This window comes from Arthrobacter sp. LFS091, assembly GCF_047977885.1.
In the GTDB taxonomy this organism is placed as follows: Bacteria; Actinomycetota; Actinomycetes; order Actinomycetales; family Micrococcaceae; genus Arthrobacter.
This window is the reverse complement of the sequence record NZ_JBFPFP010000003.1, coordinates 501,862-527,861: the sequence shown is the minus strand read 5'-3', so window position 1 is coordinate 527,861 and position 26,000 is coordinate 501,862. Positions and strand designations below refer to the sequence as shown.

At 63.0% G+C, this 26,000-nt stretch carries 26 protein-coding genes and 1 pseudogene; 9 read left to right on the top strand and 18 right to left on the bottom strand.

Features of this window, described 5'->3' with window-relative positions:
* Positions 1 to 169: 169 nt before the first annotated feature.
* Genes rpsN through rpmB form a run of 3 tightly spaced genes read right to left on the bottom strand, consistent with a single transcriptional unit; the run spans position 170 to position 883 of the window.
* On the bottom strand, positions 170 to 475 hold the full coding sequence (gene rpsN / locus ACNQOP_RS08215; protein ID WP_011776360.1) for a 30S ribosomal protein S14: 306 nt from the start codon (positions 473 to 475) through the stop codon (positions 170 to 172).
* A 4-nt stretch (positions 476 to 479) separates the two neighbouring features.
* Positions 480 to 647 (bottom strand): 50S ribosomal protein L33, encoded by a 168-nt coding sequence (gene rpmG / locus ACNQOP_RS08210; protein WP_003798558.1) that lies wholly within the window; start codon positions 645 to 647, stop codon positions 480 to 482.
* Positions 647 to 883, bottom strand: coding sequence for a 50S ribosomal protein L28 (gene rpmB, locus ACNQOP_RS08205; protein ID WP_011776361.1), 237 nt, complete (start codon positions 881 to 883; stop codon positions 647 to 649). Before rpmB ends, rpmG begins: the two co-directional genes overlap by 1 nt.
* 395 nt (positions 884 to 1,278) lie before the next feature.
* On the opposite strand from rpmB, the gene ACNQOP_RS08200 reads away from it, so the two are divergent.
* The 3 genes from ACNQOP_RS08200 to ACNQOP_RS08190 are packed head-to-tail and all read left to right on the top strand — an operon-like array spanning position 1,279 to position 4,035.
* Complete coding sequence (locus ACNQOP_RS08200) at positions 1,279 to 2,739, top strand: ferric reductase-like transmembrane domain-containing protein (RefSeq protein WP_416404064.1); 1,461 nt, start codon at positions 1,279 to 1,281, stop codon at positions 2,737 to 2,739.
* On the top strand, positions 2,736 to 3,245 hold the full coding sequence (locus ACNQOP_RS08195; protein WP_416404062.1) for an FMN-binding protein: 510 nt from the start codon (positions 2,736 to 2,738) through the stop codon (positions 3,243 to 3,245). The genes ACNQOP_RS08200 and ACNQOP_RS08195 overlap by 4 nt, the downstream gene beginning before the upstream one ends.
* Positions 3,229 to 4,035, top strand: coding sequence for an FAD:protein FMN transferase (locus ACNQOP_RS08190; protein WP_416404060.1), 807 nt, complete (start codon positions 3,229 to 3,231; stop codon positions 4,033 to 4,035). The genes ACNQOP_RS08195 and ACNQOP_RS08190 overlap by 17 nt, the downstream gene beginning before the upstream one ends.
* Here ACNQOP_RS08190 and ACNQOP_RS08185 read toward each other — a convergent pair.
* Complete coding sequence (locus ACNQOP_RS08185; protein WP_416404058.1) at positions 4,032 to 4,796, bottom strand: SGNH/GDSL hydrolase family protein; 765 nt, start codon at positions 4,794 to 4,796, stop codon at positions 4,032 to 4,034. The genes ACNQOP_RS08190 and ACNQOP_RS08185 overlap by 4 nt on opposite strands.
* Positions 4,797 to 4,853: 57 nt before the next feature.
* Positions 4,854 to 5,333: a MarR family winged helix-turn-helix transcriptional regulator gene (locus ACNQOP_RS08180; protein WP_416404056.1), complete on the bottom strand. Its 480-nt coding sequence runs from the start codon at positions 5,331 to 5,333 to the stop codon at positions 4,854 to 4,856.
* Between the two features lie 68 nt (positions 5,334 to 5,401).
* On the opposite strand from ACNQOP_RS08180, the gene ACNQOP_RS08175 reads away from it, so the two are divergent.
* Positions 5,402 to 5,689, top strand: a complete 288-nt coding sequence (locus ACNQOP_RS08175) for a YciI family protein (RefSeq protein ID WP_235520931.1) — start codon at positions 5,402 to 5,404, stop codon at positions 5,687 to 5,689.
* Here the strand turns inward: ACNQOP_RS08175 and ACNQOP_RS08170 are convergent.
* The 7 genes from ACNQOP_RS08170 to ACNQOP_RS08140 all read right to left on the bottom strand — a co-directional run bounded on the left by ACNQOP_RS08170 (position 5,665) and on the right by ACNQOP_RS08140 (position 12,647).
* Entirely contained in the window at positions 5,665 to 6,489 is an 825-nt protein-coding gene (locus ACNQOP_RS08170; protein ID WP_416404054.1) for an SGNH/GDSL hydrolase family protein, read from the bottom strand. The genes ACNQOP_RS08175 and ACNQOP_RS08170 overlap by 25 nt on opposite strands.
* On the bottom strand, positions 6,486 to 7,307 hold the full coding sequence (locus tag ACNQOP_RS08165) for an SGNH/GDSL hydrolase family protein (protein ID WP_235520936.1): 822 nt from the start codon (positions 7,305 to 7,307) through the stop codon (positions 6,486 to 6,488). The genes ACNQOP_RS08170 and ACNQOP_RS08165 overlap by 4 nt, the downstream gene beginning before the upstream one ends.
* 170 nt (positions 7,308 to 7,477) lie before the next feature.
* Positions 7,478 to 8,533 (bottom strand): siderophore-interacting protein, encoded by a 1,056-nt coding sequence (locus ACNQOP_RS08160; protein ID WP_235520939.1) that lies wholly within the window; start codon positions 8,531 to 8,533, stop codon positions 7,478 to 7,480.
* Positions 8,530 to 9,354: an ABC transporter ATP-binding protein gene (locus ACNQOP_RS08155; protein WP_416404051.1), complete on the bottom strand. Its 825-nt coding sequence runs from the start codon at positions 9,352 to 9,354 to the stop codon at positions 8,530 to 8,532. The genes ACNQOP_RS08160 and ACNQOP_RS08155 overlap by 4 nt, the downstream gene beginning before the upstream one ends.
* A gap of 1 nt (position 9,355) precedes the next feature.
* Complete coding sequence (locus ACNQOP_RS08150; protein ID WP_416404049.1) at positions 9,356 to 10,459, bottom strand: FecCD family ABC transporter permease; 1,104 nt, start codon at positions 10,457 to 10,459, stop codon at positions 9,356 to 9,358.
* A complete protein-coding gene (locus ACNQOP_RS08145) occupies positions 10,456 to 11,571 on the bottom strand; it encodes a FecCD family ABC transporter permease (protein ID WP_416404047.1) in 1,116 nt (371 codons plus the stop codon). The genes ACNQOP_RS08150 and ACNQOP_RS08145 overlap by 4 nt, the downstream gene beginning before the upstream one ends.
* Before the next feature lie 5 nt (positions 11,572 to 11,576).
* A complete protein-coding gene (locus ACNQOP_RS08140) occupies positions 11,577 to 12,647 on the bottom strand; it encodes an iron-siderophore ABC transporter substrate-binding protein (RefSeq protein ID WP_416404045.1) in 1,071 nt (356 codons plus the stop codon).
* Positions 12,648 to 12,981: 334 nt separating this feature from the next.
* On the opposite strand from ACNQOP_RS08140, the gene ACNQOP_RS08135 reads away from it, so the two are divergent.
* Together ACNQOP_RS08135 and ACNQOP_RS08130 are read left to right on the top strand one after the other, a co-directional pair.
* Entirely contained in the window at positions 12,982 to 13,107 is a 126-nt protein-coding gene (locus ACNQOP_RS08135) for a hypothetical protein (protein ID WP_416404043.1), read from the top strand.
* A 105-nt stretch (positions 13,108 to 13,212) separates the two neighbouring features.
* On the top strand, positions 13,213 to 13,707 hold the full coding sequence (locus ACNQOP_RS08130) for an FBP domain-containing protein (RefSeq protein WP_416404041.1): 495 nt from the start codon (positions 13,213 to 13,215) through the stop codon (positions 13,705 to 13,707).
* A gap of 84 nt (positions 13,708 to 13,791) precedes the next feature.
* On the opposite strand, the gene ACNQOP_RS08125 is transcribed toward ACNQOP_RS08130, so the two are convergent.
* From ACNQOP_RS08125 to ACNQOP_RS08110, 4 genes and pseudogenes are all read right to left on the bottom strand, one after another.
* On the bottom strand, positions 13,792 to 15,081 hold the full coding sequence (locus tag ACNQOP_RS08125) for a PIN-like domain-containing protein (protein WP_416404040.1): 1,290 nt from the start codon (positions 15,079 to 15,081) through the stop codon (positions 13,792 to 13,794).
* Positions 15,082 to 15,168: 87 nt separating this feature from the next.
* The gene (locus tag ACNQOP_RS08120; protein WP_416404038.1) at positions 15,169 to 18,627 is read right to left on the bottom strand and encodes an ATP-binding protein; all 3,459 of its coding nucleotides are present in this window, start codon (positions 18,625 to 18,627) and stop codon (positions 15,169 to 15,171) included.
* A 191-nt stretch (positions 18,628 to 18,818) separates the two neighbouring features.
* A pseudogene (locus ACNQOP_RS08115) lies at positions 18,819 to 19,637 on the bottom strand (DUF4194 domain-containing protein); the annotation flags it as partial.
* The gene (locus tag ACNQOP_RS08110) at positions 19,630 to 21,087 is read right to left on the bottom strand and encodes a DUF3375 family protein (RefSeq protein WP_235520954.1); all 1,458 of its coding nucleotides are present in this window, start codon (positions 21,085 to 21,087) and stop codon (positions 19,630 to 19,632) included. The gene ACNQOP_RS08110 and the pseudogene ACNQOP_RS08115, both read right to left, overlap by 8 nt.
* Positions 21,088 to 21,401: 314 nt before the next feature.
* Here ACNQOP_RS08110 and ACNQOP_RS08105 point away from each other — a divergent pair, with 314 nt between their 5' ends.
* Both ACNQOP_RS08105 and ACNQOP_RS08100 read left to right on the top strand, forming a co-directional pair.
* Entirely contained in the window at positions 21,402 to 21,704 is a 303-nt protein-coding gene (locus ACNQOP_RS08105; RefSeq protein ID WP_416404035.1) for a hypothetical protein, read from the top strand.
* A gap of 62 nt (positions 21,705 to 21,766) precedes the next feature.
* Entirely contained in the window at positions 21,767 to 23,731 is a 1,965-nt protein-coding gene (locus tag ACNQOP_RS08100; RefSeq protein ID WP_416404033.1) for an acyl-CoA dehydrogenase family protein, read from the top strand.
* Positions 23,732 to 23,850: 119 nt separating this feature from the next.
* Here ACNQOP_RS08100 and ACNQOP_RS08095 read toward each other — a convergent pair whose 3' ends face one another.
* Entirely contained in the window at positions 23,851 to 24,306 is a 456-nt protein-coding gene (locus tag ACNQOP_RS08095; RefSeq protein ID WP_416404031.1) for a YchJ family protein, read from the bottom strand.
* Positions 24,307 to 24,404: 98 nt separating this feature from the next.
* Between ACNQOP_RS08095 and ACNQOP_RS08090 the strand changes: the two genes are divergently transcribed.
* A complete protein-coding gene (locus ACNQOP_RS08090) occupies positions 24,405 to 25,262 on the top strand; it encodes a hypothetical protein (RefSeq protein ID WP_416404029.1) in 858 nt (285 codons plus the stop codon).
* 6 nt (positions 25,263 to 25,268) lie between these two features.
* On the opposite strand, the gene ACNQOP_RS08085 is transcribed toward ACNQOP_RS08090, so the two are convergent.
* Complete coding sequence (locus ACNQOP_RS08085; protein WP_235520960.1) at positions 25,269 to 25,760, bottom strand: flavin reductase family protein; 492 nt, start codon at positions 25,758 to 25,760, stop codon at positions 25,269 to 25,271.
* Positions 25,761 to 26,000: the final 240 nt, after the last annotated feature.

Sequence of the window (26,000 nt, the reverse complement as noted above, 5' to 3'; positions counted from 1 at the left end):
CCGGCCGAACATGAAGGAGCGTCAACACCAAACAGGCGGAACGTGAGAGAGCGTCGGTCTGAAACAGGCGGAACATGAGAGAGCGTCCACCCGAAACGAAGGCCACGGGGCTTAAACACAAAAAAGGCCGGCAACCATAACGGTTGCCGGCCTTTTCAGGACTTCGTGATTACCAGGAAGACTTGGTGATGCCCGGGAGCTCACCACGGTGAGCCATGTCGCGGAAGCGAACACGGGAGATACCGAACTTCTGGAGCGTACCGCGGGGACGGCCGTCGATCTGGTCGCGGTTACGCAGACGGATCGGGGAGGCGTTGCGGGGCAGCTTCTGCAGGCCGAGGCGTGCAGCTTCGCGTGCTTCGTCAGTCGCGTTGGGGTCAACCAGGGTCTTCTTCAGTTCGAGACGCTTGGCAGCGTAACGCTCAACAATGACCTTGCGCTGCTCGTTGCGAGCAATCTTGGACTTCTTTGCCATGTGTTTAGCGCTCCTCTCGGAATTCGACGTGCTGGCGGATCTTGGGGTCGTACTTCTTCAAGACCAGGCGGTCAGGGTCGTTACGACGGTTCTTGCGGGTTACGTAGGTGTAACCGGTGCCCGCAGTGGACTTCAGCTTGATGATCGGACGTACGTCCTTGTCCTTTGCCATTAGAGCTTTACTCCTCGTGCCAGGATGTCAGCAACGACTGAGTCGATGCCGCGTACGTCGATGGTCTTGATGCCACGGGCTGACAGGGTCAGCGTGACATTACGGCGCAGGGACGGAACCCAGTAGCGCTTCTTCTGAATGTTCGGGTCGAACCGACGCTTGTTGCGACGGTGCGAGTGCGAAATGCTGTGTCCAAAGCCCGGCTCGGCTCCGGTCACTTGGCAGTGTGCTGCCATGACTCTCCTCCAAAGATTGAATGTAACGGCGTGCAGATGTTCCTGCGTTACCGTGCGACAGGCAGTGTCCGCATCCGGTCCAAACCATTTCGGTAGTTTCCGCAGCAACTGCGGCGAAGAAGGTTGGCCTCAGGACAGAGCAGTGGAAACCACTGAATCGGAACCTGGGATACCGGGCGAATACAGGAATGCACGCAACTTGAGCCCCTAACTACCGGCCACCGGGAGGTCAGTCAGACTGACACTCACCACCAACCGGAGCAATTGCACACGATCCGCACTACCTAGCGCCTAACTATTCTACGGGTCAGGCCAAATTAAGACCAATCAGGAATCATAAGCCCTCGCCAGCCCTTTCACAGCAGAATGAAAGGAATCATGGCGAGTCTTGATTCATGACCTCGCTACTTACCTCCGGCTCACCGGTGAAAAGCGCTCCGGAAGGGGCCAAAGGGAAGCGGCCCACCGCCGTCGAACGTTTCCATTCGCAGGCACGACGGCGGCTGGCCCGGACCGACCTTCTGGGAGGCCTCGCGTGGTTGTCGGGTGCAGCGTCGGTGGCCCTGTGGCTGGCCGACGGCGGGGCGAACGGTTTCTCGAGCTTCGCGGGAACGATGACGGCGCTCGGGATCGTTGCCGGCTTGATTGGCATGGATATCGTCCTGCTGATGTTGCTGTTGGCCGCCAGGATTCCGTTCATTGACAACACCATCGGACACGACCGTGCCGTGGAGGTCCACAAGACCTTGGGCAAGCCGGCGCTTTATCTCCTGCTTGCCCACGGTGTGCTGCTGGCTGTCGGGTACGGCGCTGCGGAGGGACTGGATCCTGTCAGTGAGTCGGTCTCGCTGTGGGTGAATGTTCCGGACATGTGGCTTGCTTTCGTCTCAACGGCGCTGTTCATTGCCGTGGTGGTGACGTCCTTGGTGGCTGTCCGCCGCAAGTTCCCCTACGAATTTTGGTACGCAATACACCTGCTCACCTACGCGGCGGTGGGGACTGCCATCCCGCACCAGTTCAGCGTGGGCGGGCTGTTTGCGGAGGGCACCTGGCAGCGCTGGTACTGGCTGGTGCTTTGCGTGGGTACCGGCGCGGCCCTGCTCTGGTTCCGGATCTGGCAGCCCATCGCGGCTACTTTCAGGCATCAAATCACCGTGAGCAGGGTGGTCCGGGTTTCCCCGGGCGTCTTCAGCATCGAAATGACGGGTCGCAACCTTGCGCGGCTGGCCGGTTCCGGCGGCCGGTTCTTCTTCTGGCGCTTCCTGGCGCCAGGGCAATGGTGGCAACCGCATCCGTTCAGCCTGTCCGCAGAGCCCTTTACCGGACAAGGCAACCAGCCCGGGAAACTCCGCATCACCGTCCGGGCACTTGGCAAAGGAACAGCCAACCTGGAGCACATCAAGCCCGGCACCAGGGTGGCCATCGAGGGACCCTACGGCATGTTCAGCACGGCCGCCAGGACCCGCAACAAATTGGTGATGATCGGCGCCGGAATTGGAATTACTCCCCTGCGCTCGTTGCTTGAATCAACGCCATTCCAGCCCGGCGACGCAACTGTGCTGCTCCGCGGCCACGACGAAACCGAACTCTTCCTCGACCGGGAAATCATGGCCCTGTGTCAAACCCGGGGCGCCACCCTCTTCCACCTGACGGGGCCGCGGTCCCAGGGCGATCACCCGTGGCTACCGCAGGACGCGGTTCGGGCCGGCTTTGGACTCCACTCCTACGTTCAGAACATCACTGATGCCGACGTCTATGTTTGCGGCCCCGCCCCTTGGGCAGCGTCGGTTATCCGGGACGTCGAGCTCGCAGGTGTCCCCACGGAACAACTCCACTACGAAAGGTTCGACTGGTGAGAATTCGAGCAGCCCTCGCAACCGCAGTGGCATCGGCAGGCGTCCTCCTGGCCGGCTGGCAGTCAGGGGCCCATATCGCCGAGACCGGTACAGCGACCACAACCAGCCTGAGCAGCACGGCCAGCAACGGACATTCCGGAAGTACCGGAAGTACCGGAAGTACCGGAACCAGTGGGACAACCGGCAAGTCCGGAACCAGCAGCGGCAGCGGCAGTGCAGGAAGTACGACGGCGGCCACTTACGACGGCACTCAGGTCCAGACCCGCTTCGGTACAGTCCAGGTCCGGGTCACCATCCAGGACGGCAAGATCACCGAGGTCACGCCACTCCAGCTCACGGATGCGGAACGGAAATCCGCGCAGATCAGCAGCCGGGCAGCTCCCATCCTGAGGTCCGAAGTCCTGCAGGCCCAGTCCGCCAACGTCCAAACCGTCGGAGGCGCGACTGTTACCAGCGATGCTTACCTGACTTCCCTCCAGGCGGCCCTCGATGCAGCGAACTTCTAAGCCGCAACGGCTCCGGGCCCGTACGTTCGCCAGCATGGGCACCGTGGTGAGCCTGACGGTGGCAAGCACAGCGCCTGCTGAGACCGCCGTCGATGAGGTTGAATCCGCCGTCGAGGTGGTTGAAGGCATTTTCACGCAACTGGACCTGACGTTCAGCCTTTACCGGGCAGGCTCGGAGGCGAGCCGTTTGAACCGCGGCGAGCTGGCCCTGGCCTCCGCCTCGGACACAATGAAGGAGCTCTACTCCGAGGCATCCGAGTGGCGGCTCGCCACGGAAGGAGCCTTCACGGCAGAGCGGCCGGATGGCGGTTTGGACCTGTCAGGGATCGTGAAAGCACATGCCATGCGGGAAGCGGCATTGTCGTTGAGGGCGATTGGGTTGCAAGACTGGTGCGTCAACGCCGGCGGTGACGTGCTGGTGAGTGGGTCGCCCGATCCCGGCCACACAGCTCCGGACACCCGTGAACCGTGGCTTGCGGGGATCGTGGATCCGTTGAATCGGCAGGCGTTGCTGGGGGCTTTTCCCTTGGGTCCCCTGAGCGCCTTGGCTACGTCGGGATCATCCGAACGCGGGGAACATATTTGGGCAGTTGGTTCGAGCAGGCCCGAATTCGCCCAAGTGTCCGTTGCGGCGTCGGACATCGTGACAGCCGACGTCCTTGCGACGGCCATCGTCGCCGGTGGTACGAATGCACTGGACCGGGCCGTGGAGGATTGGGGCGTCGAAGTGCTGGCGGTCCGCCGGGATGGAACGCTTCTTTCGACGCCCGGTTTCAGGGAAGCCGCTTAGAGCGGCCTGACCAGTTCGGCGTACTTCGGGCTCAAGCCGTCCCCTGATGAGACTCCCCGCAGGCGGCGCGATACCCAGGGAGCCGCGGATTCCCTGACCCAGCGGGCATTGGCCTTCAAGGATTCCACCCTGTTGGCCAGCTTCATCGGTGCGAGCTCCGGCACCTCGATCGCGTGCTCATGCTCCAGGACGTCCAGCACCCGCTTTGCCATATTGACGTGGCCTGCGGTGGACATGTGCATCCGGTCCTCGCCCCACATGCGCCAATCGTCGTATTCGTCGAATCGCCAGTAGTCCACCAGCAGGGCACCATGGTTTTCCGCGATTTCACGGACCAGCTCGTTGTAAATGGCCGTACGCCCGCGCATGGCGCTGAAGACTTTTGAGCCTTTCGCGTCAAAGCCCGTGAAGAGGACCACCGTGGCGCCCGTCGCGCTCAACTTGGCGATGCCGGCGTCGTATTCCTCCAAGAGCGCATCAATATCGATCTTGGGCCGCAGGATGTCGTTGGCCCCCGCGTACAGCGTCACCAAGGTTGGGTTCATGGCGACGGCGGCATCCACTTGCTCTGCCATGATCTGGCGGAGTTTCCGCCCGCGGACGGCGAGATTAGCGTAGCCGAAGCCCGCGTTGCTGTGGGCGAGCTGCTGGGCCACCACGTCGGCCCAGCCGCGAACGCCGTTGGGGCGGGTGGGGTCGTCGTCTCCGACACCCTCCGTGAACGAGTCCCCCAGGGCAACATATCGGGCAGAAAAATCCATGCCGTCAGTTTGCCACTTCACCTGTTGCGGCCACAAAGCCCGGGGTTATTCGTCCGCCTAGGAGTCCCGAAGGATCCAGTGGTTGTTGTCCAGGCGGGCCACGATCTTCTCACCGATGCGTGCGAGATCCGCGACGTCCTCCGGGCTCAACGAATCGAGCATCAGCGTGCGCACGGCTTCCACGTGTCCCGGGGCAAGGGACACGATGGTGGACATGCCGGCCTCAGTCAGGTGCGCAACGGTGACACGGGCATCGCCGGGGTGAGCCTGCCGTTCAACCCAGCCGCGCTTCTGCAACTTGGTGACCACATGCGAGAGCCGCGACAAGGAGGCACTTGTCCGCGCAGCGAGCTCGCTCATGGGAAGGTAACGGCCTTCAGTTTCGGAGAGCATGGCCAGCACGTTGTAGTCGAAAAGGGAGAGCTTGCCGGCCGACTGCAGCTGGGTGTCCAACGCCGAAGGGAGCAAGGTGTTGATGCTGAGCAGCGCCAGCCAGGCACGGCGTTCGTCGGCGTTGAGCCAGCGGGGTTGAGTCATGAACCCATCTTATGAGAATCCGCAGCTTCCTTAGGTCTTCCTGACGGCCCAACAGATAGGCTGTGCGCATGTTCGTTGTCTCATTGACCTACAAGGTTCCCGACGAAATTGTCGACTTTCACCGCCCAGGCCACATGGCCTGGCTTAAGGACGCGTTCGACGGCGGGATCTTCCTCGCGTCGGGCCGTCGCGTCCCAGCCACGGGAGGTGTGCTGCTGTCCAAAGTCGACCGGGCAACGCTGGACGCGTCCTTGGCCAAGGACCCCTTCTACAGCAATGGCGTAGCTGACTTCGAGATCATCGAATTCACCGCAACCAGCGTCGCGGAGGGTTACGAAAACCTGCTCGACAACTGATCCTCCCGCGCGCTGGCGGTACCAAGCCGTTCGGGGAGCACCACGGGCATCAGTTCCGGCCAACGGGCACCCAGGTGGTCCCCGCTTGAGACGCCCCGGAGCCGGCGCGAAAACCACGGTCCGACGTCGCGCTTCAGCCAGGTGACGTCGTCGACGATGTTCTTGGCCAGGGACCGCTGAAGGGGAGCGGCGAGCGCCGGTGACTGGAGCGAGTGCGGCGCCCCCAGGACCTCCAGGACCTTTTTGGCCATGTAGCTGTGTCCGGGAGAAGCCATATGCAGGCGATCCGGGGCCCACATGCGGGGATCCTGAAACTTTTCGAAGCACCAGTAGTCGACCAGGAGCGTCTGATACTTCGCGGCAATCCGCCGAATGTTGCGGTTATAGATGGCCGTGCGGACCTTGAGGGGTTCAAGCAACGGGGACAAAGGGACGTTGTAGCCCGTGAACAACAGCAACGTGGCTCCGCTGGCTTTCAGGCGGCGCACTGCATGCTCATAGTCCCGCATGAGCTGGGCCATGTTCAGCCTTGCCATCAATAGATCGTTCCCGCCCGCGTAGAAGCTGACCAACGTAGGACGCATGGCCAGCGCGGGCTCGATCTGTTCATCGATGATCCGCTGGAGCCGGCGCCCCCGGATGGCCAGGTTGGCGTATCTTGTCCGGTCATCGGCCCTGGCGAGTTCCTCGGCCACCCTGTCGGCCCAGCCGCGGCAATTGTTCGGCAGCCGAAGGTCGATGTCGCCAACACCCTCGGTGAAGGAATCGCCGAGGGCCACGAACCTGGTCTGTTCCTTCACTGCCTTGCCTCCCGGTCCTGCATGAGCTTTTTCAACCCGCCTTTGCGCGGAACCTGGACCGGTTGCGGCCAACGCGGGTTCAAGGTATCCCCCAGCGTGATGCCCCGCAGTTTGCGTCCGAACAAAGGCACCACCCAGTCATTGACCCAACGGCGCTGCCGGCGTTCCCACTCGCGCACAGACAAGCGGGTAGGTGGATCCCACTCCTTGAGCGAGATCTTGTGCGGCACGTTGAGGTGGTCCAGGACCTGGGCGGCCAGGTACTTGTGGCCTGCCTTGGACATGTGGAGCCGATCCGGGGCCCACATCCGTGAATCCTTGTAGGCGTCGAAGCACCAATAGTCCACCAGGACGGCTCCGTATCTGGCTGCTATGTCGCGGACGCGTTGGTTATAAAGGGTGTTGCGCTTCTTGAAGGGCTCCAGGACGGCGGACACCTTCACATCGAAGCCAGTGAACAGCACCAACGTAGCGCCGGTTCCGCTCAACCGCGCGACGAGCAGTTCGTAGTCATTCAGGAGCGCATCCATGTCGGTTCCAAAATCCAGGATGTCGTTACCGCCGGCATACAGCGTGATCAGCGTCGGTTCCATGGAAAGCGCCGGCTCAAGCTGTTCGTCGATGACGTGCCGGAGCCTCTTGCTGCGCACAGCCAGGTTGGCGTACTCCCAGCCCGGCTCGGCCTTGGCCAACTTTTCGGCCACCCGGTCGGCCCAGCCACGGACCCCGTTGGGCAGGACCTTGCTTGGGTCCCCCACGCCTTCGGTGAAGGAATCCCCCAGGGCGACAAACCGCCGTCGTACGTTCTCCCCAGCCACCACCTGCCCGACGCTACCGCCGCGCGGTTAAGTGCGAGCCAACCCCAAGTGAACTCGGGAAAAGGGATGTGAGAGAGCGTCGGCCGGAAGCAGGAGGGATGTGATTAAGCATCGGCTGGAAGTGGGAGGGATGTGATTGAGCGTCGAAACCGGCCACCCAGCGGAGAGGATCAGCCTTCCGCTTTGCCCCGACGCCAGTACCCCATGAACGCAACCTGCTTGCGGTCGATACCCACATCCCGCACCAGGTACCGCCGCATCTCCTTGATGACGAATGCCTCGCCGGCAATCCAGGCGTAGAACGGCAGCGCACCGGCGGGCAGCGTGGGGTTCTTGGTGGCCTCGATGGCTGCGGCATCCATGCGCTGTGGGGTTTCCCAGAGGATGTCCTGATCCACATTGACGTCTTCGGGCTCGGGGCCCGCGGCCGTCGCAGCGCCCTTGAGGCCTACCCAGCCGGGCACGGGAACCGCTTTGGCCACGGCTTCCTTGAGGAGCTCGCCGTGCGGACGGGATCGCCCAATGGCAGCGCCCCGGGCCAGCCACGTGATTTCGATGTCGGCCGGGGTGGAGATGTCCTGGAAATCTGCTGCCGACGGTACTTCGAGGAACGCGTGGCCGGTCATGTCGGCGGGGAGGCTTTCGAGGATGGCGCTGATGGCCGGCACCGCGGTTTCGTCGCCCGCCAGCAGGACACGTTGGGCAAGGCCCGGACGCCATTCGATCCCACCGTAGGCCCCGGCTGTAGTGCACTGGGCTGCCCGGTTGTTGGGCCCGATGATGGTGATCGCGTCACCCGGCTTCGCGGCAACGGCCCAGTTGGCGGCGGGGCCGCCGTGGCCGTCGTCGTCGAAATGCATGACGAAGTCGATGTCGATTTCGGGGTACACGGCGTCGAGCCGTTCGGAGCGGACCGTATAGGTGCGCATGTCACCGCGGACGGCGGGATCCATGGCCAGCCATTCCCGGTACCAGCCGGCTTCTTCCATCTTGAAGGGAGGCAGCGGAATCTGCTGCCCGGCGGCGTCGAAGGAGGGAATCATCAGCTTCACGCGCAGGTCCAGGGTGTCCCCGGCAACGCCGAAGTCACGCAGGGAGTATCCACCGAACGTGATGCGTCGGAAGTTGGGGCTCAATTCCTGCACCGCCGTCACGGTGACGTCGAAGGCGAGGGTCATGGGCTCCACTGCGGCACTTGCCGCGGCCTGTGTCGGTTGTGCACTCATGAGGCGATCTCCAGTTCCTTGGTTGCTGCGGGGCGTGCGTGGTGGCGTCCGATGGGGACGATCAGCGGTGTGCCTGAAATGGGGTCCGGAACCACTCGGGATTCCAGGCCGAAGACGTTGAACACGAGTTCCTCGGTCACCACTTCCGGGGCGGGACCTTCGGCTACGATGCACCCGCCCTTCATGGCGATGACGTGGTCTGCGTAGCGGGCGGCGAGGTTGAGGTCGTGAAGCACAATGGCCACCGTGGTGCCTCGGCTGCGGTTGAGGTCGGTAATCAGGTCCAGGACTTCAACCTGGTGCGCAAGGTCCAGATAGGTAGTGGGTTCGTCCAGGAGCAATACGTCGGTTTCCTGGGCCAGGGCCATGGCGATCCAGACGCGCTGGCGCTGCCCGCCGGACAGTTCGTCGATGCTTCGCTCAGCGAGTCCAAGCGTGTCGGTGGCGTCGAGCGCGCGCTGCACCGCGAGGTCGTCCCTCGCGCTCCAGCTGCGGAAGAAGCCTTGGTGCGGATACCGCCCGCGGCCCACGAGGTCGCGCACGGTGATGCCGTCAGGGGCGGTGGGGTGCTGCGGAAGCAGGCCGAGCGTGCGGGCAAGTTCGCGGGCGGGGCGGGTGTGGATGTCCTTGCCATCGAGGGTCACGGCACCGCCAGCCGGCTTAAGGAGCCGCGAGAGTCCGCGAAGGAGCGTGGATTTGCCGCAGGCATTGGCGCCCACGATCATGGTCACCTTTCCTTCGGGGATTTCGGTGCAGAGCCCCTCCACTACCTTTCGTTGCTCGTACTGGAGCGTCAGGTCCTGGGCATTGAGGACGGCCATATCAGGCTTCCTTTCGGTTCGACGTGACCAGCAGCCACAGCAGGAAGGGTGCACCGAGGGCGCCGGTGATGACGCCGACCGGGAGGACAGTTCCGTCGAGGATGACGGGGGCAATGTTGGAAGCGAAGAAATCTGCCAGCAGTACGATCAGCGCACCGGTAAGGGCCGACGCCGGAAGGCTGGGTTTGCGGACGACGCGGCGCGAGATCGGTCCGGCGAGGAACGCGACGAACGCTACCGGGCCAGCCGCGGCAGTTGCGACGGCGGCAAATCCGACGGCGGTCAGCACCAGTCCCAGCCGGGTTGCGTTCACCTTGATGCCAAGGCCGGCCGCAGTGTCGTCACCGAGTTCGAGGATGCGCAACGGGCCGGCCAGGGCGATGACTGCGGGGACCAGCACCAGCATGGAAACCGCAAGGATCCCTGCCCGGTCCCAGGTGGCTGAGTTCAGCGAACCGTTGAGCCAGATGAGGGCGTCGGCGGCCGTGCGGATATCTGCACGGGTCATGAGGAAGTTGACCACCGCGTGGAGGGCCGCAGCGATTCCCACGCCTGCGAGGATGAGGCGGTTGCCTGCAGCGTTGCCCCGGCTGCCGCCCCCAGCGCCAGAGCCGGTGCCCCGGGAGATCGCGTAGATGATGGCGGCAACACCGAGCGCCCCGCCCAATGCTGCCCAGGAGACAACAGCACCGGAGGCCCCAAAAATGACGATCGCCGTCACGGCTGCCGCGCTGGCACCGTAGCTGATGCCGATGATGTCCGGGCTCGCCAGCGGGTTCCGCAGCATGGTTTGGAAGAGCGCGCCTGCCAGGCCGAAGGCAATGCCGATCATGGTTCCGACAACCGCGCGGGGCAGTTTGTGCTCCATGACGATAAAGCTGGCGCCCGGGATCTTTTCCCCGCCCGTCAGGTGGTTGATGACGATCGTGAAGAAGTCCGGGATGGTGACGGTGTAGCTGCCCAGGAGCACGTACACGGCAAACATAACCACGAGGGCCACGCCAAGGAAGAACGTAGGGCTCAGCACGCGCCGAAGTGGCAAAAGATGAGGGTGTTTGTTGGCATTAGGTGCCACCTCGGCGGGGGCTTTATGGAGGGTGCTCACAGGCCTGCCCCCTTGCCGCGGCGGATGAGCCAGATGAAGACGGGGGCTCCGATGAGGGCCGTCATGATCCCGGCGGGTACTTCGCCCGGAAGCAGGATGACGCGGCCTATGATGTCGGCCGTGATCAGCAGGATAGGGGCGGTCACCACGGAGAAAGGAAGGATCCAGCGGTAGTCCGGGCCGGTCAGGGAGCGGACGGCGTGGGGAATGACAAGTCCCAGGAATCCAATGGGACCGGCCAAGGCGGTAGCGGATCCACACAGCAGGACAATGCCCAGTCCGGTTATTCCACGGGACAGTGCGACATTTTGCCCCAAGCCCCGGGCGATGTCGTCACCGAGCGCCAGGCTGTTCAAGACCCTGCCACCGGCGAGGATTATGACGGCACCGATCGCCAGGAATGGCAGCGCGGGCAGGAGCACGGACCAGTCACGGCCACCAATACTGCCTACTTGCCAGAAACGGAAGCGGTCGAAGGTGTCCTGGCTTGAAACCAGGATCACGTTCATAAGGGAAAAGAGCCCGGCGCTCAAAGCCGCGCCCGCCAAGGCGAGCTTGACCGGCGTCGCGCCGTCGCGGCCACGGGACGCAATGGCATAAACCACGACGGCGGCCACTGCGGCGCCGATGAAGGCGAACCAGATGTAGCCGGAGAGTGATCCAATGCCAAAGACGTAGATGCCGAGGACGACTGCCAGGGCAGCGCCAGCGTTCAGGCCCAGGATGCCGGGATCGGCCAACGGGTTGCGGGCCACACCCTGCATCGCTGCACCGGCCAGGCCGAGGGCTGCACCGGCCAGGAGTCCAAGGACTGTCCGGGGAATGCGGGCAATAACAACCGCGTGGTTGCCGTCCGCCGGATTGAAGTGGGTGAGGGCTTCCCACACAGTGGTGAGGGAAAGTCCGCGGGCACCGATCGCCAGGGATGCGGCACATACTGCGGCAAGTACGACGACGGCCACCATCAGCCACGCGGAGCGCTTGGCTGTGGTGCCGCGGGAACCGGTGGAAGCACCGGATCCCTCGGCCTCAGGGGTAGTGTCTCCCTGGCCAGCCGACACCAAAGTGCCGTTGCCACGCACCTGGAGTGCCGTCGTCGTACTCGATTTCATCGCGGTTACTTGCCTGCTGCGTCCGCTGCGCTGCCCAGCTGCGGCAGGAATGTGTCCAGTGCCCACGGCAGGCTCAGCGGCGAGGAAGCGGAGATGGCGAGCGTCAGGGTCTGGTCCGAGTCGGCAACCAGTGCGCCCTTCTTGACGGCGGGAATCTGGCCGAGCAACGGGTCGGCCTTGATGGCGTCTGCCGTGCTGGAGTCCGGGACCCAGGTGACGAAGACATCGGATGCCAGCTCATTCGCCTTTTCAGCGGACCACGGGATGAAGAATTCGGTCTTGCTCTTGGTGTTCTGCTCCACCACGGGGGCGAGCTTCATGCCGATTTCCGAGAGGAACCGGGGACGGTTGTCGATGGCCGTGTAAACGTTGGCGCCGTCGCCCTTGGCAGGTTCGAGGTTGCCGTAGATGAAGGTCTTGTCCTTGATCTGCGGGAACTTGGAAACCTTGTCCTTAACGTTGGCCTGGGTGTCCTCGATCAGTTTCTTGGCTTCGGCTTCCTTGCCCAGCGCCTTGCCGATCAGGGTGGTGCTTTCCTGCCACGGCGTGCCGTAGGCAAGCTCGGGCTGCGCCACAACCGGGGCGATTTCGCTGAGCTTCTTGTAGTCAGCCTCTTCCAAGCCGGAGTAGGCAGCCAGGATAACGTCCGGGTTGAGCTTCGCGATCTCGGTGAAGTTGATGCCGTCAGCTTCGGAGAACTGGACGGGAGCCTTATCGGTGCCGAAACCGGCGCCGAGCTTCTCGAGTGCTGCGTCCTTCCAAGGGGTGGAGCCCTTGTCGTTGTTGCCCCACTCGTTCTTGGGAACTCCTACCGGGACAACGCCCAAAGCGATCGCGACGTCGTCGTTGACCCACGAGACGGTGACTACGCGCTTGGGCTGTTCCTTGATGGTGGTCTCACCGAAGACGTTCTTGATGGTCACCGGGAATGCTGCGGACTGAGCCTGCTCACTCGCCGGCGTAGACGTTGCGGGGCCAGTGGAGCAGCCGGTGAGGGTGAGGGCGACGGCGGCCAAAGCGGCTGTCGCGGTACCTGCGGTTTTCAGCAGGGCGCGGCGTGGGAGAAGGGAAGCCACGGGACTCCTTAGGTAAGTGATGCGAACCTAAGTAAGGCTAGCCTAGCCTGAGGATAATTAAGAAACATTTACGTCACCTATTCCCGATTGAGGCGCAGATCACAGAAGTCGAACCCTCACTCATATCCCCACCCCTTCCCACCAACCCTCACTCACATCCCCGCCCCTTCCCACCAACCCTCACTCACATCCCCACCCCCTTCCCGCCAACCCTCACTCACATCCCCACCCCTTCACACCAACCCCCACTCACATCGGGTGGACATCGGCGCCGGGAATTTGGGAGGATAGCGTCAGCGGACTACCGCTTCCAAAGAACGACAAGGGGTTGAGCATGCGCACTGCATCAGTTGCTGCTGCCACAGTCAGCGAGGTGGCCACGTTGGCCTGCTTGGCACTCCCCCAACACGTCGGCATCCTTCTAAGCAATTCAGGCATCACGGACCGCCCCGGCTTCTAGCCGGCGCCCGTTGCTGTGCCCTTCGCGCTGATGACCGACGTCCTTTGCCACCCCGCGCCCGATTCATGGTGCGCGGACGTCGACCATTTCCAAGGAAGCAATGCCATGCAAAAAATCACCGCCCAACAGGTCCGTTCGTCCTTTATTAACGCCAGCCGTTCCGAGGCTGCAAAACTCAACCTTCCCGCGGACTTTGACAGCCTCGACTGGGACAACCTCGAGTTCCTGGGTTGGCGTGACGAGAAGATGCCCCAGCGCGGCTACCTCGTGGTGCCGCACCAGGGGAAGCTCACAGGCGTCCTGCTCCGGGCACCCGAGGGCGGCTCCGGGAAAAGGCGGGTAGTCCTCTGCGAACTGTGCCGCGACGTGTTCTCCAAAGACGACGTTTACCTGTGGGTCGCCAAGAAAGCCGGGCAATCGGGCAAGGACGGGAACACCGTGGGAACCCTGATTTGCGCTGAGTTCGGTTGCAGCACCAATGTGCGCAAGGAACCACCCGTCAACGAGATCAACCCAGACCCGGCCGCCGTCGTCCTCCGACAGATCGCCGGGCTGGAATCCCGCACGGCACTGTTCATGGACCGGGTCCGCGGACTTTAGAGAAACCCCGGGGGGGTTAGCTGTTGCTGAGCTAACAGAAACTGCTACCCCCGCCACCGTTGTTAAGTTTGATCGCCTAGGCGTCTACTCGCTGGCCCCCACCAACCGAACAACTTCGTCAGGGACAACCCAACGATTGGCTGTCGGCCCGAAATCATAGGCGGGCGACAACAACTCCGGCACGCCATGGGGAACTTTTCCAGCTTTCTGGAGCATTCGCGTGTGCCTAGCAACTGGTTTCGTGAACCCGCGAAGCATCCTCGTGGGTTCGAACTCGCAGATCTCGTAGACGGCTTCCCGAGAAATAGAGCCATCATTCGCGACTGCGGCCGCGATTACCGCAGCCTGCCGTGATCCTTCGTACTCCAAACTGGAAATGACAGCTTCGTACCCTTCGAGGGTCCATTCCGAACGGCCGGAATCAGCGACAACAGGCTCAGGTTCCGAAGCAACGAGAGGATCAGCGGATGCAAGCTCATCGTCTTGAGAACCCGCATCAAATGCGTCTTCGGGGAGCTCTGTGTGGTTGAGTTCTGCAAATAGACGTAAAAAGTCCTGTGGGGTCATGAGATAAACCTGACCACCGGAACGTCCGTTGAATTCCTCTACGAGGTCACGATTAGGTCCCAGGAACGCGCCCTTCTCACGCCACCACCAGTCCTCCTTCTGGTCCCGAGTGATGACTACAAGCGGAGTGCCGGATTCACAGGCTATGTCGCATGCTTGAGACCAGACAAGGTAGTCCCCCGCGACTTTTTCAGGCAAGTGCTCCTTGTCGCTTGCCTTCTCCTTGAACCCTGGAGCTATCCCGGCCTCATGCCGCCGGATACCCTCCGCTACGCGCTTGGACCATTCACCGGCAGCCAGTGGTCCTGCTACTCGACCTTCCAATACTGATTCCAGTTCCTGAAGAATGGGGTCCTCAGACGGGGCCGGGTAGTTTTCCGTGTCATCGACGTGAAAAGACGAGACAAGGTCGCGGCTGCCTTCCACGAAGGAGTCCAACAACTTGGCTATCTCGGCAATTTCGGAGTCAGATGTCTGGGTTCGGTTACCCCACTGCCGGAACGCTTGACGCAATGTTTGGTTGGCGCTCCCAAGAGCCCGATCAATATCGAGTTTGGCCTTTGTTCTGTCCTCCAGCACTGACGTGCGATTTCGCCAAAACTCTCTCATGGCTTGGTGGGTAACAAAAAGTCGACTATCAAGCCAGCGCAGTGCCACCATCATGTTGGACGTGTATGCGTCGGAGCCTCGGTAGAGATCGAGCATGACGTTCGCATCTATCGTGACCGACGCTTGCTCGAGCGCAGACTTGAGCTCAGCGCGGTCGGGCACCCTATAGTGCCCGAAATCCGTGTAAATACCAGCCACTATTCCCCCAATCGTAAAAACGGAATCTAATTCCGGCTGCACAAATGTAGCATCTGATAGCTTCGCCGGCAGGCGGCCAATCAAATGTCAGCGCAGGACGATGTCCACAGGGTTTGCCTCAGAGCGCCACGCCCCGGGCTCACCGGGTCCGGCGATGACGGGCGCCGTGAGGACACCCGAACGGTTGGTCCGCTTGTCCCTCAGGATTTCAGTGACGGAGCCAAGGTGCCGGGACAGGTCGATCACGTTTTCGGGGGCAGCCAACAGCAATTGGAAGCCGAACTCGTGAAGGGCCTTGATGCCGGCACCCGCGAACTCCTCCGAGGCCAGCACGAAAGCCTCGTCCATCATCACTGTGCCGTAGGTCGTGAAACCCTGCTCTGCAATGCCCAACTGGTAGCTCAGCGCGGCAGCCATGATGAACGCCGTAAAGCGTTGGCGCTCACCGCCGGACATGGAGCCGGTATCCGCATGCATGAAGACTTCGGTTTTCTTCTTCCCAGCCTTGCCCGATTTCGCAGGCACCTCCCGGTGTTCCTTGCATTGGATGAACAAGTGCCCGCGGACATCCAAAACCTCGGCACGCCACCGACGATCCTCCGGCGTCTGCGAACCGAGCCGCTTAACCAGGGTTTCGAGCGACTTGTAGCGGGCGGTGAGCTCGGCGTCGTCGTCCACCTCCGTAACTGAAGCGGAGGCGCCGCGGGATGGGCGGGTGTGCTTGGCCTTCAAAGCGTTTTGAATGGCGTCCTTGAAGACCTTGGCCGTCGGAGGCAGGGTCTGCTTGATATCCAGTTCCAGGTAGCTTCCCTCGTGGAAGTTCACTTGGGAGAGGATCCCGTTGAGCGGGAGGATGCGGCTGGTGATGCTGCGGCGTTCCTCATCCAGCAAATGCAGGAGCGTGCTGAACGACTCGTGCGTGCGCTGGTTGAAGAACCGCCGGAACTCGGCCTCCTGGGCGGGCAAACCATCGCTCACAATCGCGTGGTACCGGGATTCGAAGTCGCCGGCGGCCCCGATTGACGTGCCATGATCCGCGCTGATGGCACTCCCCCAGTCGCGGACGAACGCCTCGAACATGCGGGTCAGCCGCTCGGCCGTCGCCTGGGCGCGCGACTCCGCGCCGCGCAGCTCATCGAGCAAGGTGTTCCGGACTGCGTTAGCCAGCTTGTCCAGCTCGTGCAGCTCCGACACCTCCGCGGCGCCCGCGAAGTACGGCTCCAGCACAGCCACGGTGGACCCCGACGGCGGTGCCTGCTCAAGCTTCAGCCTCGCCGCATCGAGCAGGCCGTCAGCGGTGGTCATCTGATGGTCGAGCGCCTTGTATTCGCTCTGCAGCACAGCGGCCGCACCCGTCGATGACTGGTGCTTTTCGCGCACGACTTCGATGGTGGCCCGCAGCGGTTCAAGGTCCGCCTGGGCTGCGAGCGCATCCGCCAGGCGCTGTTCGATCCGAGCCAGCTCATCGGCTGCCACTGCCGCGGAAACCTGTTCCCACGGCCGCTCGTCTTCAGCAACCCGGCGCAGCGCTTCGAGCTGCCGGGCCATGCCTTGGTGTGAGTCTTCGCGGCTTTGGGCCAACTCGGCTGCTTTGGCCAACTCGTTTTCGAGTTCACCAACGCGGGCTGCGACAAGTTCGAGCTTCGAAGCATTGTCGAATCCGAGGACGTAATCCTGCCGGCTGGTGAACCGGTCGTCCTTCTCCACGGTGTGCCTGTTGCGTTTGACTACGCCGCCCAGGCTCAGGCCTTTGTCCATTGAGGCCAATTCGTCCGGGTCCTCCACGCACGGGTACGCGAAGTCCAAGGCGATCCGCTCGCGGATCCAATCCCCGGCGTCGGCATTGGCACCAGAGGTGAGGATGCTCAACTTAGTCAACAGGTCGCCGTCGGACACGTCCTCCACAGCCAGGGCGCCGCCGGCCAGGGGTTTGGACACGTCCACCGCGCGCAGGGCCCCGCGGACGGTGTTGTCGTTCAAGTACCGGGTGACCGCCGCGAAGTGTTCGCCCGGAACCAGCAACGTGGTGGCCAGGTTCCGCAGGGCGCGCTCGGCGGCGGGGCGCCACTGCTCCTGCCCTTCGGCGAGGTCGATCAGCTCGCCGCCGAACGGCATGCGCTCTTCCGGGACACCGGTGGCAGCTGCGATGGCGGCCCGGTTCTCAATGCTCGACGGCGGCAGCAACGACTTGCGCGACCGCAACGACAACAATTCCTGCTGGGCGGCCGCCAGCTCACGTTTCTTCGTGGCATGGCCGTCAAAAGCCTCGAAACGGAGCTCCTTCAGGGCCTCCGAATCGTCCTTCAACTCAGCGGACCGGGCAGCTGCCTGCTCATGCGCCTGATCCCAGCCTTCGGCCGACCATTCAAGGTTCAGGCCGGCATCAGCCAACGCCTTCCTGGCCGAATCCTCCACCTGTTCACGCAGCTTCAGGCCAACCCTGGCGTTCTCCAGCGACTGCTCTATGGCCGAAATGGCGTTGCCGCCGCGGTTGTTGTAGTCCAGCTCAAGGTCGCGGAGTTCCTTGGAAAGGGCATCGCGGACCGCGCGCTCGGCAGCCAGCTCCTGGGCCTTGGACTGCGCAAGCTCCTTGAACCGGGCCAGCGTCTTGGCGTGCACTGTGACGGCGAGCTGCTGCTTGTAGGCCTCGAACTCCTCGCCAGCCAACTCCCGGAGGCGGTTCGCGTCCAGCAACGCCTGTGCGTACTCCTTGTTCAACCCGGGAACAGGAGCCAGTTGGTCGCGCTGCTGCCGGACATCCTCCAGACGCTGCCGAATGGACATCAGGTTGCTGAATTCTTCCACCACATCGTCCGCGGCCGACAAGGTAGCCGGCGCGTCAAGAACCTGCTCGCGGAAGAACGTGTTCACGCTGCCGCCCAGGCCTTTTCCGGCCTGGATCACCCGAAGCAGGGGCAACGCCTGGTCAGAATTGATGCCCAGGAGCCTACGGAAACGCTCCGCAAACGCCTTGTGGACGTCGAACACCTGGCCGTCCGGGAAAATCCCCTCCAGCGCACCCTTCGTGAAGCGCTTCTGGGCAATCCCCTCGATCGCCTCGAGGTCCAAGGGTTTGCTGTCGATGACGTAGAAACGCCCCACGCTGGATTCCGTGCCGTTCTTCGGCAAGTCAAACAGCGCCGACACCGTCACCTTCGTGCCGGCTGCGTTATCGAACGTCAGGGCGACGGCGGACCAGGTGGCACCCGGCCGCTGGAAGGCACTGGCCGAGCTATCGCCCACCGCCTTATCACCAACCTTGCCGCGCATGTAGGTGAACGTGGTCCTCTTGTCCTCCACAGCGCCGCCGGACCGCTGGGCCGCGGCCTCGTTGGAGCGGGGGCGGGCATCGAACACACGGAGCATGGCATCGAACAGCGTGGACTTGCCGACGCCCGAGTTGCCCGTCAGGAGGGTGCCCTTGCGGTCAACGTGCATGGTGTGGGCGCCATGGAAGGTGCCCCAGTTGACCACCTGAACCAGGGCCAGGCGCATTTGGCCGGGATTGGTGAGTTCGCCGAGGGGGAGCATGCTTGCGATAGTCACTTGGCTTGCCCTTCAGTAGTTGCGTCCGCGCGGGTACCGTCCGCGGCGGTACCGGACACATGCTCTGCATGCTCGCTCGTGCCTCGCTTAGACGCATGCTGCCGCATGTCTCCGGCATCGCCGCTCAGTTCTGTGTCACCGCCGGTTTCTGCCGAAGAACGCTCGACGGCGGTGCTCGCCTTCGTGGGCCCGTCATCTTCCGCTTCGTCGTCCAGATCTTCCTCTGCGGGCGCGGGTTGATTCGAATCGGAGTCCAGGTCCAGGAGGGGTTCTGTTCCTGATTCGTCGGATGCTACGGCCACGAGGGCTTCGATTTGGGCCGGGATGTCGCCGATGTTTTCGAAGGGCAGGGCCAACGGGAGTGCATTGCTGATCGTGTAACTGTCGTCCAGGGGCGTGGGGAGGAGCAGTTGGCGGGCCAGGAGTTTGGTGATGGTGCGGGTGACCACGTCGGAGTCGCGCAGGGCATCCTGTTGGCCGGCCGGGGTGTAATTGGCGACGAGGTCCGAGATCTCCTCGCGGGTGATCGTCGGGTCCGTCTGGGCAGTGACATGGCGGTCCAGCAGGAGGCGGAGCCTCAACAGCACGATGGTTTCGACGCGGCTCAGGGCACGCTGTTGACGGAGGATGCTGGAGCGTGAGCTGGCTCCGATGAGCTCCGGATCGACGGGGCGGAGGACGGCGATTTTGCGGTCGTGGTCCAACTGCAAGGTGAGGAAGAGCTCCGAGAGCCGGCTGCGGAGGATCAGCTGGTTGTCCAGCAGGGTGGTCCACAGCTTCTCTTCCCGACCGCCGTCAATGTACGGGCCCTTGAGGAGCTTTACCAGTGCTTGGCGGACCTTCATCGGGAGCACCCCGGTGTCGCCCGGGAACAGGGCAGCGCCGTCAACGAAGGAGTCGCGTGGAGTGACCCGGAAGGGATCGGGATGGCTGGCTTCCTCGGTGACCCCGTCCGGCACGGTGACCTCGGCGGCGTCGGTGACGTCCGTCGTCGTGATTTCCTCAGTCATCAGAATCCTCATTCAGCGTGACGACAGGCAGGTACGCAGTGCGGATGCTGCCGTCGATTTGTTCGAAGTCAATGTGTTCATAGGCGGTGCGGTCGAAGCCCGCGCCGCCCTGGAGCGCCATGGAGAGCAGGGTGCGGACCGTGTTGATGTGCCGTTCCTCGGCGGGAAGGTTTTCCCAGGCCTCGGCCAGGGTGGCGGATCCTGCCATCGCGGCCCGGACAACGGCGGGTTTGGCCTTGCCGGTGCGGGCCGAGCGAACCCGGTCCGAGTCGCTGAAAGCGATGGGATCGGCCAGGCGCGGAGGGGTGGCAAACTCGTCGGGATCGAAGAGCTTGACCATGGACAGCGACTCAAACCCGGCGTTGAACAGGACGGGCCCGCGAACCAGGCCGGGCCGGTCCCGCTCATACGGCATCGAGCGGATCGCTTGCTCGGCCTCGGCGAGGACCTTGCGCAGGCTGACGGACTGCCGCACGTCGTCGCTTTGGATGTAGGTGTTGAGGCTCTCCGAGAGCTTGCCGTAGATCCGCTGGATCTGGCTGTGTTGATACCGCAACTCCGCCACGAGGTTTTTAAGGGTTTCGCGATCCTCGGGGGAGAGGTCGTCCGCAAACTGCCGGCTCAGCACTTCGCCGATCGCGGACCGGAAGCGCGACTGCTGCTGCGGGTCTTCCAGGAACGCCGTGAAGGAGCGGAAGGTGCGTCCCTCGGGACTTTGGCGCAGCCGTTTGTCGGCCTCCAGAACCTGGGCCATGGTGGCACCCTTGCTCAAGGACTCTTCGATGATCTGGTTGCGGAGTTCACCCACCAGTTCCTCGATGCGGTCACGCATCTTCTTATAGTCGGCGGGCAGGCTCGCGGCGAGGTCCAGGATGTTGCCGGCCGCTTCCACCGCTTCCTCGTCGTCAAGGAGGCCATCGAATTCGCCGGAGCTGATGTCCTCCACCAGTTGCTGGCGTTCCTGGATCTCTTCCTCCAGGGCTTCCAAACGGGCACTCTGGTCCGGGTTGGTCTCGTTGGCGAGCTTCTCGACATCCCCCAGCAGGGTGCCCAGCCGGGAACCATTCAGCGTGGACCGTTCGCTGGACAGGCTGTCGAGGAATGCCAGCACGCGGGCAGCCGGTTCTGTGACTTCGTAGACGATCTGGCCCGATTGGTTACGACGCGTCAGGAACTGTTTGCGCGTCCATTCGTCACCGAAAAGTTTGCCGTTTTGCTGGCCACCCAGTGCCGGGTCCTGGCGGCGGAGCTGCTCAAGGAAAGCATCGACGTCGGCATGGAACTCTTCGAGCGGAAGCTGCGGCCGGGTGCGGGTGAAGGACGCCTGAAGCACTGCGATCACCCAAGGCGCGGACCGCGTCAGAGCCCATGCCGGGCCCTTGGTTAACAGTTCGAGGTCGCGGAGCCTTGCACTGATGGCGTCCGCTGAGGACATGGCTGAACGGGACAATTACTCTCCTTCAGCTGCTGCGAAACCTGGCTGGCAGCGGAAACTGCCCCGTACAAGGTTACGGCAGAGCGTCGCAGGGGCGTCGGACGGCACCGACGTACCGCCGTCGGACGCCAGCAGGGACCCCCGCCGAGCACCCGCGGGGACCGCCGCCGCAACCATTCCGTAACCTACCGTCTGGTATGGTTTCGATCCCGTATCAACGCGTCCGCGCCGCGCGTCTGCACTGGCCGGAATGCGCGCCCGCCCCTAATGTCAGAGCATCGACGCAGCCACGCCGCGCCGACCCACGCACCGTCGCCCCGGGGGGAACCATGGATTTCGATGTCACTGCGATTGAAACTGGCACGTACGTAGTTCTTGGAACGCTATTGATCGCCGTGCTTCTGGCTGCATTCATTGCGGCAGCAGCAATGGCGACCATCGTTCTCATTGGGTCAATGGGCATGGTCTGGTACACCGTTAAGGGCGTGCTGGGAGGCCTTGTCCATGGCATCAACTTTGCGTGGGACAGCCTGGTCCACCACGCCGGCCAGGTGGAAATCCCGGCCGAATTCCAGCCGCAGATTTCCTCTGGCACGGGGAGCTACCCGCGGGTAGCATTGAGGGACAGCTGAAGGGTTCCCACCCGAGGCGGACCCTGGCTCCATCCGGCACAACCGGCTAGAGGAGTTAAACCATGACGTCCGCCACTGACAACAGCCTCACTGCCGCAAGCGTCAACGCCACCGCTGAAGAAGCGCGCGCCGTTGCAGAAGCCGCGCGCGATACCGAGTGGAAGAGGCCCAGCTTCGCAAAGGGTCTCTACTTGGGCAGCTTCGACCTCAGCCTCATCCACCCCTGGCCGCAGTCCAAGGCGGAAGATGTGGAACGGGGCGAGGAGTTCATGGAACGTCTGGTCGCGTTCGCCAAAACCATGTCCGGCCGGGTCATCGAGCGGGACGCCCGGATCCCGGATGAATACCTGGCCGGGCTCGCCGATTTGGGCGTGTTTGGCATGAAGATTCCCCGTGAATACGGCGGCCTGGGACTGTCCTTGGTCTACTACGGCCGCGCCCTGGCTCTGCTGGGTTCCGTGCACCCGAGCCTCGGCGCGCTGATCTCAGCACACCAATCCATCGGCGTTCCGGAACCAGTCAAGGAATTCGGCACACCCGAACAGAAAAAGGAGTACTTGCCGCGCTGCGCCGCCGGCGCCATCACGGCGTTCCTCCTGACAGAGCCCGACGTCGGCAGCGACCCCGCGCGCATGGGCGCCACTGCCGTACTGGCCGACGACGGCGACTCTTACCTTCTGGACGGCGTCAAACTGTGGACCACCAACGGCGTGATCGCCGAACTGGTGGTGGTGATGGCCAGGGTTCCTGCGCACACGGATGCCGATGGGACGGAGCACAAGGGCGGCATTTCCGCCTTCGTTGTTGAGATGGACTCCCCCGGCATCACGGTGGAAAACAGGAACGCCTTCATGGGCCTGCGCGGTATTGAAAACGGTGTGACCCGGTTCCATCAGGTCCGCGTGCCCGCGGCGAACCGCCTGGGCAGGGAGGGCCAAGGACTGAAGATCGCCCTGACCACCCTGAACACGGGCCGCCTTTCTATTCCGGGGCTTTGTGTCGCCGCAGGGAAGTGGAGCCTGAAGATCTCGCGTGAATGGTCCAACGCCCGGACCCAGTGGGGCCGCCCGGTAGGTCAGCACGAAGCCGTAGGCAAGAAGATCGCGTTCATCGCGGCCACCACCTTTGCGTTGGAAGCCGTCTTTGAACTGTCCGCAGAGATGGCCGACGCCGGGTTGAAGGACATCCGCATCGAAGCGGCGCTGGCCAAGCTGTGGTCCACCGAACTGAGCTGCCGGATCGCCGACGAACTCGTACAGATCCGGGGCGGCAGGGGCTTCGAAACCGCTGAGTCCCTGGAGGCCCGCGGAGAACGTGCGGTACCCGCCGAACAACTCCTCCGGGACCTCCGCATCAACCGCATCTTTGAAGGTTCCAGCGAGATCATGAAACTCCTGATCGCCCGCGAAGCCGTGGATGCCCACCTTGCCGCGGCGGGCGACCTTGCCGCGGCGGACGCAAGCCTGCAGGACAAGGCGAGGGCCGCCGTCGGAGCCTCCGGTTTCTATGCGCGCTGGTTGCCCAAGCTGGTTGCCGGCGCCGGCATGGACCCGCGATCCTTCGCGGAGTTCGGGCGGCTCGGCAAGCACTTGCGGTTCGTGGAGCGGTCCTCCCGGCGGCTTGCCCGGCAAACGTTCTACGGGATGGGCAGGTGGCAGGCAAAACTCGAGTTCAAGCAGGCGTTCCTGGGCAGGATCGTTGATATTGGTGCGGAGCTGTTTGCGATGGCGGCGTGCTGTTCACGGGCTGAGATGATCCTCCGAACCAACCCGGCGCAGGGTGCTGGCGCGTTCGAACTCGCTGATGCTTTCTGCGAACAGGCCAGGGTCCGCGTGGACGAGTACTTCGATCAGTTGTGGCGGAACACCGACGACGGGGACCACGATCTTTCCCGCAAAGTCCTTGCCGGTGACTACGTCTGGATGGAGGAAGGCGTGCTGGACCAGTCGGAGGGCACCGGTCCGTGGATTGGTGATGCGGCGCCGGGCGCTTCCAGCAAGGAGAACCTGCACCGAAAGTATCGCTGAGGGCTTCCCGCTGCGTTCCCTCCCAGTTAGTGCGCAGAACAACGTGCGCACCACACGCGAGGCCGCGGAGTTTCCTCAATAGCCGCCGGCGATGTGGAGGCAACTGGGAAGGAGCGCGCTCAGCGCACGTCGCCGTCCACGTAGAACCAGCGCTTGCCCTCCCGCACAAAACGGCTAAGTTCCCGCTGGAGCCCCCGTTCGCCGTCGAGCCTGTAATGGGCAGCGAACTCCACGGTGCCCTTCGAGTCCAGGGGCCCGCCGCTTGATGTGTCCAGGATGTCCAGGCGCCGCCATTGGATGTCCGGGTCCAGGTCCATGGAACCCGGACGGGTGGAGGCGTGCCAGGTCCTGAGCAGGTATCCCGGATCCAGGACAACGAAAGCCGAGTACCGGGAGCGCATGAGTTGAACGGCTGTCGGCGCGTCGGATTCGCCGCGATGAAAACGGCCGCAGCAATCGTCGTACTGGTCCCCGGAGAGACATGGGCATATTCCGCTGCGGAGGCGGGTCAAGTCAGGGGTCACGGAGTCCCAATCTGAGGCTTTAAATGAGAGCTGGGCAACATATTTTCCCATGCGAGATAACAGCTTTGAAACAACCCGGCCAGAGTGTGGGGCGGGGCGTGATTCCGTCGGTGCTGGACCTTAGGCTAGGTAAGCAAGCGAGGTGGGCAATGCGCGCATCACAAAACGACAGCCAGGGGGGCTACGTGGAGGATCCGACAACACTCGCCATCAACCTGACGTACTTGGGAACGCTGGGACTCGCTGTCCTGATGTTCTTTGGTCTCGGGTTGATCGTTATCATCACTCTGGTTGTTGCCGGAGTCGGGCGGCTACTGTCGATCATTCTTCTTGCGCTGGTGGGAATTTTCCCGAAGAAGGCCACAACCCCCATCGTTCATTTGCCCCCGCACCCCGCTCGCGTACCGGCTCCCGAAGAGGCCGACGTCCTGGAATCGGCCCTTGCCAATGTTTCGTCTTCCGAGGCCCCGGCTCCCGCGCCTGCCACTGCACCTGGCTCTCCCGCGGCGCCTTCGCGGGACCTCCTTGGAAGCGTCCGACGGCGACTCTCAGGTGCGTCCGCAGCCGTCAAGGACGGCGCGTGGAAGGCTAAAGTCGACCCCCGCAAGCTGCCCAAACCAGCGGAAGTGAAGTCCGTAGTGGAGCACCAGGCCGCGCACCATCCGATCGTTGTGGCTGCCGCCAAGGAACCACCTGTTCTCGCCAAGGACTGGGCAGACGCCGTGGCCGAAGCTGACCGACGGGCCGCTGAACGCGCTAAAGCCACTCAACCGCCGGCCATTAAGGTCACGGTCCGCGATCTGGATGACCCCGCCCCCTCGCCCAATGGAAAGACGCCTGCCCCGAAGACCCCGGAGACACCAGGCAGCACATCCAAGTCTGATGCACCCAGCAAACCGGGCTCGGGAAACGGGACCAAAAAGTCAGGCCCGAACACTTCCAAGAATGGAAAGTCTTCGAGCCCGATCCGTAAGGGTTCGCTGAGCAGCGCCAGCCGCAACTCCTAGCGGCGCCTAGGCGGCCAGCTGCCGGAACGCTGCGCCGTGGTAGATCAGCGGCTTTGTTTCATGGTTGATGGTGGTTGCTTTGACCTCCAGGACCACGATTGCGTGGTCCCCGGCCGGCGTCTCAGACACAACTTCGCATTCGAATCCCAGCACCGCACCGTCGATCAGGACTGCGCCTGAGTCACTGACGCTCGTGTCGAGTCCGGCGAAGCGATCACGGGTCTTCGAGGCCAGTTGGAGTGCGGCCCCTTCCTGCCCTTCGGCGAGGACCGAGACGCCCAGACGCTGGGCCTGCCTGAGCTTCGGCCACGTTGTGGAGGAGTTCTGCACCGCGAACATCACCAACGGTGGTTCGAGCGAAACACCCACCGTAAAGGACGATGCCACCAGGGCTTCCGGCGTGAAGTCCACCATCGCACTGAACGCTGCGACTCCTGACGGGAACTGCGCAAAGGCAGCCTTGATTGCCGCCGTTTCTTCCACTGTGGTCTGTGTCATTCCGCTGTCCCCTTCGTGCGTTGCTTGAGTTCCCTTCCCATAATTCACCTGTGCAGGAGAACGGCAATATTTGTTGATCCGAAAGACATTTGTGTTGCCGTGCGTCAAGAAATGTCGCGGAATATGGCCCCTTCCATTACTCCGCAAGACGAAAAACGAAGAAGTTCTACCGCTTGCGTTTATGCCATCGACGGCCGTGTGTAGCCTCGATTGAACATCCCAGCACTACCCCCTCCACAG

Bases quoted from the DNA above. Each gene is read 5' to 3' on its own strand.
- rpmG (WP_003798558.1), bottom strand. From the start codon at position 647: ATGGCAAAGGACAAGGACGTACGTCCGATCATCAAGCTGAAGTCCACT.
- ACNQOP_RS08160 (WP_235520939.1), bottom strand. From the start codon at position 8,533: ATGAGTGCACAACCGACACAGGCCGCGGCAAGTGCCGCAGTGGAGCCC.
- rpsN (WP_011776360.1), bottom strand. From the start codon at position 475: ATGGCAAAGAAGTCCAAGATTGCTCGCAACGAGCAGCGCAAGGTCATT.
- ACNQOP_RS08095 (WP_416404031.1), bottom strand. From the start codon at position 24,306: ATGGGAAAATATGTTGCCCAGCTCTCATTTAAAGCCTCAGATTGGGAC.
- ACNQOP_RS08200 (WP_416404064.1), top strand. From the start codon at position 1,279: ATGACCTCGCTACTTACCTCCGGCTCACCGGTGAAAAGCGCTCCGGAA.
- ACNQOP_RS08130 (WP_416404041.1), top strand. From the start codon at position 13,213: ATGCAAAAAATCACCGCCCAACAGGTCCGTTCGTCCTTTATTAACGCC.
- ACNQOP_RS08185 (WP_416404058.1), bottom strand. From the start codon at position 4,796: ATGGATTTTTCTGCCCGATATGTTGCCCTGGGGGACTCGTTCACGGAG.
- ACNQOP_RS08100 (WP_416404033.1), top strand. From the start codon at position 21,767: ATGACGTCCGCCACTGACAACAGCCTCACTGCCGCAAGCGTCAACGCC.
- ACNQOP_RS08135 (WP_416404043.1), top strand. From the start codon at position 12,982: ATGCGCACTGCATCAGTTGCTGCTGCCACAGTCAGCGAGGTGGCCACG.
- ACNQOP_RS08105 (WP_416404035.1), top strand. From the start codon at position 21,402: ATGGATTTCGATGTCACTGCGATTGAAACTGGCACGTACGTAGTTCTT.
- ACNQOP_RS08090 (WP_416404029.1), top strand. From the start codon at position 24,405: ATGCGCGCATCACAAAACGACAGCCAGGGGGGCTACGTGGAGGATCCG.
- ACNQOP_RS08180 (WP_416404056.1), bottom strand. From the start codon at position 5,333: ATGACTCAACCCCGCTGGCTCAACGCCGACGAACGCCGTGCCTGGCTG.
- ACNQOP_RS08175 (WP_235520931.1), top strand. From the start codon at position 5,402: ATGTTCGTTGTCTCATTGACCTACAAGGTTCCCGACGAAATTGTCGAC.
- ACNQOP_RS08085 (WP_235520960.1), bottom strand. From the start codon at position 25,760: ATGACACAGACCACAGTGGAAGAAACGGCGGCAATCAAGGCTGCCTTT.
- ACNQOP_RS08155 (WP_416404051.1), bottom strand. From the start codon at position 9,354: ATGGCCGTCCTCAATGCCCAGGACCTGACGCTCCAGTACGAGCAACGA.
- ACNQOP_RS08145 (WP_416404047.1), bottom strand. From the start codon at position 11,571: ATGAAATCGAGTACGACGACGGCACTCCAGGTGCGTGGCAACGGCACT.
- rpmB (WP_011776361.1), bottom strand. From the start codon at position 883: ATGGCAGCACACTGCCAAGTGACCGGAGCCGAGCCGGGCTTTGGACAC.
- ACNQOP_RS08190 (WP_416404060.1), top strand. From the start codon at position 3,229: ATGCAGCGAACTTCTAAGCCGCAACGGCTCCGGGCCCGTACGTTCGCC.